The following is a 6522-nucleotide window of genomic DNA, read 5'->3' as shown; positions in this document are numbered from 1 at the left end:
CGGCCACCGCGCACCCCGTACGCCGCCGCCTCCTTCGGCAAGCTGCCGCTCGGCAGCATCACCCCGCGCGGCTGGCTCGCCGGCCGGCTCCGCACGCTCCTCGGCGGGCTCTTCGGCCGCTACGACCGGATCTCCCACTTCCTCGACTTCGACGGCTCCGGCTGGGTGCACCCCGACCGCGCCGGCTGGGAGGAGGTCACGTACTGGCTGCGCGGCTACGTCCCGCTCGCCGCGCTCACCGGCGACGCCGCCGCGCAGGCGACCGCCCGCCGCTGGATCGACGCGGTCCTGGCCACCGGGCAGCCCGACGGCTTCTTCGGCCCGGCCCGCCTGCGCACCGCTCGGGGCGGAGGGCCCGACTTCTGGCCGTACCTGCCGCTGCTGCAGGCGCTGCGCAGCCACGAGGAGTTCACCGGCGACGAGCGGATCGTGCCGTTCGTCCTGCCCTTCCTGCGCTTCATGAACGCGCAGGGCAGGGGCGCGTTCGACGCCGGCTGGGTGTCCAAGCGGTGGGGCGACGGCATCGACATCGCGTTCTGGATGCACGCCCGCACCGGTGAGGACTTCCTCCTCGACCTCGCCGACAAGATGCACCACTGGGGCGGAAACTGGGTGGACTCCTTCCCCGACCTGCACAACGTCAACGTCGCGCAGGGGTTCCGGGAGCCCGCGCAGTACGCGCTGCGCGCCGGCGACGACGGGCTGACCGGGGCCACGTACCGCGGCTACGAGCGGATCCTGGCGCAGTACGGGCAGTTCCCCGGCGGCGGCTTCGCCGGGGACGAGAACGCCCGGCCCGGCTTCGGCGACCCCCGGCAGGGCTTCGAGACCTGCGGCATCGTCGAGTTCATGGCCAGCCACGAGCTGCTGACCCGGATCACCGGCGACCCGCTGTGGGCCGACCGCTGCGAGGAGCTGGCGTTCAACCTGCTGCCCGCCGCGACCGACCCGGCCGGGCGCGGCGTGCACTACATCACGAGCGCCAATTCGATCGACCTGGACGACGTGCGCAAGAACGACGGCCAGTTCCAGAACGGCTTCGCGATGCAGTCGTTCCAGCCGGGCGTCGACCAGTACCGCTGCTGCCCGCACAACTACGGCATGGGCTGGCCGTACTTCACCGAGGAACTGTGGCTGACCACGCCGGACGGCGGGCTCGCCGCGTCGATGTACGCGCCGTGCGAGGTGCGGACCCGGGTGCGCGGCACCGAGGTGACGATCGCCGAGGAGACGGACTACCCGTTCACCGAGACGGTGACGCTGCGCGTCACCACCGCGCGGCGAGTGCCGTTCACGCTGCTGCTGCGCGTTCCCGGCTGGTGCGCCGCGCCGGAGGTGACGGTGAACGGGAAGCCGGTGGCGGCGGCTCCGGGGCCGGGCTTCGCCCGGCTGAAGCGGAGCTGGGCGAGCGGCGACACCGTCGTGCTGCGGCTGCCGCAGCGCACGTCGGTACGGGTGTGGGAGGCCAACGGCGGCGCGGTCAGCGTCGACCGGGGGCCGCTGACGTACTCGCTGCGTATCGGCGAGTCGTACGAGCGCACCGGCGGCAGCGACGCGTTCCCGCACCTCGCCGTGCACGCCACCACGCCCTGGAATTACGCCCTGTCCCCCGACGCTCCGCGGGGCCTGGCGTTCCACCGCGACGACGGCCCGCTGACCGGCGACCCGTTCACCCACGAGCACACCCCCGTGCGCATCACCGCCCCCGCGCGCCGGCTGCCGGAGTGGGTCGCCGACCGGCAGCGGGTCGTCGCGCCGCTGCAGCAGAGCCCGGCGCGCAGCGAGGCGTCGCCGGAGACGGTGACGCTGGTCCCGATGGGCGCGGCCCGGCTGCGGATCACGGCGTTTCCGACGGCGGACCCGGACGGCACGCCGTGGACGCCGGAGCCGCCGTACCACCGGGTGCGGAACAAGCACAGCGGCAAGGTGCTGGCGGTGGACCGGATGTCGCTGGAGAACAGCGCCCGGGTCCACCAGTTCGACAACTCCGGCACGTCCGACCACTCCTGGCAGCTGCTCGACCGCGGCGACGGGCTGCTGCTGATCCGCAACGGCCACAGCGGGAAGGTGCTCGGCGTCGACGGCATGTCGACCGAGAACAGCGCGCCCGTCGTGCAGTACGAGGACAACGGCACGCCGGACCACCTGTGGCGGATCGTCCCCGACGCGGACGGCTGGTTCCGCCTCCGCAACGAGCACAGCGGCAAGGTGCTCGGCGTCGACGGCATGTCGACGCAGAACAGCGCGCAGGTGGTGCAGTTCGACGACAACGGCACGCCCGACCACCTGTGGCGGCTGGTCGCGGCGCCGGCCTAGGCGGACCGCCCCGGCCGCCGGCGGGAGCCCGGCGGCGGGACCGCGTACGCGCCGCGCGGGCGGCCGGCTTCCTGGCAGGGGCGCCGGCCGTCCCCGCGTAGCGTGGTGGACATGAGCAATCTCGACGTGAGGCCCCCGGTCGCCGCGTGCGGCGGGCGGGCGGACGTGACGGCGGAACCGGTGCGCGAGGTGCTGCAGGCGCGGCACATGCCGCTCGGCGAGAGTACGGTCGTGCGGCGGCTGCTGCCGAACCTCGGCCGGCGGATGGTCGGCGCCTGGTGCTTCGTCGACCACTACGGCCCCGACGACATCGCGGACCAGCCGGGGATGCAGGTGCCGCCGCACCCGCACACCGGGCTGCAGACCGTCAGCTGGCTGCACGACGGCGAGGTCCTGCACCGCGACAGCCTCGGCTGCCTGCAGACGGTACGGCCGCGGGAGCTGGCGCTGATGACGGCGGGCCGGGCCGTCGCCCACTCGGAGGAGTCGCCGCGCGACCACGCGCGGCTGCTGCACGGCGCGCAGCTGTGGGTGGCGCTCCCCGACGCCCACCGCGACACCGCGCCCGCGTTCGAACACCACGCGGAGCTGCCGCGGGTGGCCGGCGGCGGCGGGCTGTCCGCGACGGTCGTCCTCGGCGAGCTGGCGGGGGCGGCGTCCCCGGGGACGACGTACACGCCGATCGTCGGCGCCGACGTCACCCTGGCGGCGGGTACCGACACGCGGCTGCCGGTGCAGCCGGACTTCGAGTACGCGGCCCTGACGATGTCCGGCGAGGCGGAGGTCGACGGGCTGCGGCTGGCGCCGGAGTCGATGGTCTACCTGGGCTGCGGGCGCACCGAGCTGCCGCTGCGCGCGGACGTGGACAGCTCGCTGATGCTGCTCGGCGGGGAGCCGTTCGCGGAGCGGATCGTGATGTGGTGGAACTTCGTCGGCCGCCACCACGACGAGATCGACCGGGCCCGCCGGGACTGGGCGGACGGCACCCGCTTCGGCGAGGTCCGCGGCTACGCCGGCCCCCGGCTGGAGGCTCCGCCGCTGCCGCCGGCACCGCTGAAGCCGCGCTGAGCGGCGGCCCGCGCCCTGCGTCGAGCGGCTCTCCGGGGGCGCCGCGGAGGCCGCGGGAGAGGGCAGGGGCCCCGCTGCCGGGGGAACAACGGGGCCCGAACAGAAGACTACGGGTCAGTAGCTCAGTTGCGAAGCCGTACGCCGGTCGCCGGGACGGAATCAAGCCAGTTCCGGCAGTGCCCGTTCGGGCACCGCGTGCCCCGTACGACCGCATCCTCCGGACCGGCGGAGGTGCGGACGGCGCCCCGGCCGGGCTTCGGGCTCCGGCCGGGGCGCCTGCCCGGGAGGGGCCGTGGGTCACTCGATGTTGATGGTGAACGTGGACGTGGTGTTCTTGATGTCCTGCGCGTTGTTGCTCATGGTCAGGTTGCGGAACGTCACCTCGCCGACGGCCGGGCCCTCGCCGGGCTCGGGCAGCTCGTTCGCCCACAGACCGAAACCGGACTTGGCGTCGTAGGCGTCACCGCTCTTGCGGGCACCGGTGATCGAGACGTCGGTGAGGATCGTGTCCTTGATCGGGTACTCCGGCTGACCTCCCACATAGTCCGTCTGGAACATGATTCCGGAGTAGGTCGGATCGATGATGTCGACGTTGTTGATCCGGATGCCCTGGAAGACCTCCGAGGCGGAGAAGAGCCAGATGCCCGGGAAGGTCTGCGCGCCCCAGAAGTGCCCGCCGCAGCGTTCGATGGTGATGTTCTCCAGGGTCGTCGGCTCGGTGCCGAAGCCGTTCATCGGATAGCCGAAGTCGAGCGAGCTGACGGTGATCCCGGAGTAGACGAGCGTGTCGGCGATGCGGATGTTGCGGAAGGTGTTGTCGTAGCCGCCGTAGACGGCGATGCCCGCGGCCCGCCAGGTCAGCAGCGACGTCAGGTTCTCGTAGACGTTGTCGTGCATGTCCGCGCCGCCCGCGTCGATGGCGGAGAAGAGCGCGAAGCTGTCGTCGCCGGTCGCGCGCGACTCGTTGTTGACGACGCGGGCGCCGGTGCTGCCGTTGGTCATGTTGACGGCGTCCGCGAAGGAGTTGCGGATGCGCGAGTCCCGGATGGTGATGTCGTCGGTGTTCGCGCCCCAGTAGAGGCACACCATGTGCTCGTTCCAGATGTCCTCGATCGTGATGCCGGAGACGTTCTGAAAGTCGAAGACCTTGCCGGGTCCGTCGATGCGGGTGGTGTAGTTGCCGAAGTAGGCGAAGCCGCGGAAGCCGGAGCCGGCCGCCGACTGCTCGGCGCGGAAGCCGACGTCGGTGTTCTGCTGGCCGGCGGGGGCGTGGAAGCGGGTGTACCAGGGGCCGGCGCCGACGACCTGCACGGCCTTGCCGTAGACCTGGAACTTGCCGGACGTCTCGTAGGTGCCGGGCGGCAGGTAGACGCCCTTGAGCCGGCCGGTGGTGTCCATCCGCACCCGGTCCAGGGCGCTCTGCACGTCCTGCTGTCCGAATCCGGTCGGCACGGTGTACGCGGCGGGGTCGGGGTTGGCCTCGGGCGCGACCTGCTCCAGGCTGACGAAGTCGATCGCGTAGCTGGAGGTGTTGGCCGCGTCCTTCTGCAGCTTGATCCTGCTGCCGGCGGGCACGGTCGTGTCCAGCATCAGGTTCGCCTCGTCGTAGATGTGCCGGGCCGGGCCCGCGCCGGGGTTGTTGCCGGGGCTGGCCTCGGCGCCGTAGAGCCAGGCGTACTTCGAGGTGAGGCTGAGGGCCTTGTGGAAGGTGCCGTCGACGTAGACGTTGAGCGTGGCGTCGATGCCGCCGCCGCCCGGGGCGTCGGGGATGGAGAACCGGGTGACGAGGGTGTTCGTGCTGGCCCGGGTGGTGAACTCCACGGACTCGCCGGTCCGGTCGAGGGTCACCGCGCGCCGCCCGGACGCCTCGCCCGCGACGTCGCCGATGGTCCGGTTCGGGCCGACGACCTGCGCGCCGCCGCCGACGGCGGCGTCCTCGGCCTCGTACATGTCGTACGGCATGTCGGCGCCGCGCCCGATGAACAGCGACTCGGTGACGGTGTTGTTCCCGCGCTTGACCGGCACCTCGTTGGCGTCGGCGGCGATCTCCACCTCGACGGTGTACGAGCCGTCGGCGGCCGTCCAGTTGCCGAGGCCGACCGGGTCCGTGGTGGCGCCGGCCGCGATGACGCCGTCGTGGGCGCCGTCCAGGGTGGCGACCGTGTCGCCCGCCGCGTTGCGGAGCGTCAGCGTGACGGCGTGGCTGCCGCCCGCGGAGTCCCGGGTGCCCTGGTTCTGCACCGCCACGGCGAAGTCGACGGTCTCGCCCGCGGCCGGGGAGCTGGGCGTCCGGTTCACCCTGGCGGCGACGAGGTCGCTGCTCTGCACGGGGGCGACGACGAGCGGGGTGGGGCTGGTGTACTCGTTGTTCTCCTCGTCCTGCTCGACGACCGTGTCGTCGGGGTCGACGGCGGCGGCGAGTGCGTACTCGCCGGCGTCGTGCGCGCCGACGTCCGCGGTCACGGTCTGCGTGGCGCCCGGGGCCAGCGCGTCGACGTCGGCGCCGCCGGCCGGCTCGCCGCCGAGCAGGAAGTCGAGTCCGGTGGCCGCCGCGGGCTCCGCGCCGGCGTTGTGCACGGTCGCGGAGAGCGTGACCGGGTCGGTCTCGTCGGGGTCGGCGGGGGTGTGGGTGAGGCCGGTGACCTCCAGGTCGGGGTTGGGTGCGGCGGTGCCGAGGACCTGCAGCTCGCCGACCTGGCCGGCCGGGGCACCGGTGTTGCCGGTGAACGACAGCCGCACGTCGGCGACGCGGCCGCTCACCGGGACGGTGACGCTGTTGCCGGTGGCCGGGTCGAAGTCGTAACCGGTGGCGGCCTTCAGGGTGGTGAAGGAGTCGGAGCCCTGCTCGCGGCCGAGGACCGCGAAGGTCTGGGTGCGCGGGCCCCAGATCGGGTCGGGGTTGAGCTGGACGACGACGGCGCTGACGTCGGCGTCGGCGCCCAGTTCGACGGTGAGGGTGTTGGGGTAGCTGCCGCCCGCGCCCTCCCAGTAGGTGCCGCGGTCGCCGTCGTTGGCGTTGGCGGCCACGAAGTGGTACACGGTCGAGGAGGCGGTGATCGGCTTGCCGGCGGCCAGATCGGGGTCGGCGGCGGCCGCGCGGGTGGCGGCGGTGGCGGGCCCGGGCGCGGCGGGCTCGCC

The 6522-nt window shown here is 73.1% G+C and carries 3 protein-coding genes; 2 read left to right on the top strand and 1 reads right to left on the bottom strand.

Annotated elements, in window-relative coordinates; all coding sequences use genetic code 11:
• Both ABD317_RS32175 and ABD317_RS32170 read left to right on the top strand, forming a co-directional pair.
• The coding region (locus ABD317_RS32175) for an RICIN domain-containing protein (RefSeq protein WP_344294620.1) at positions 1-2316 on the top strand (2316 nt) is incomplete at its 5' end.
• 111 nt (positions 2317-2427) lie between these two features.
• On the top strand, positions 2428-3384 hold the full coding sequence (locus ABD317_RS32170; protein ID WP_344294617.1) for a pirin family protein: 957 nt from the start codon (positions 2428-2430) through the stop codon (positions 3382-3384).
• A 297-nt stretch (positions 3385-3681) separates the two neighbouring features.
• Here ABD317_RS32170 and ABD317_RS32165 read toward each other — a convergent pair.
• Positions 3682-6522 (bottom strand): CARDB domain-containing protein (locus tag ABD317_RS32165; RefSeq protein WP_344294615.1); only part of this gene is annotated, 2841 nt, incomplete at its 5' end.

This window comes from Streptomyces synnematoformans, assembly GCF_039531005.1.
GTDB classification, from domain to species: domain Bacteria; phylum Actinomycetota; class Actinomycetes; order Streptomycetales; family Streptomycetaceae; genus Streptomyces; species Streptomyces synnematoformans.
This window is presented reverse-complemented; position numbering and strand designations above follow the sequence as displayed.

Coding starts and splice junctions, on each gene's coding strand:
- ABD317_RS32170 (WP_344294617.1), top strand. CDS start 2,428: ATGAGCAATCTCGACGTGAGGCCCCCGGTCGCCGCGTGCGGCGGGCGG.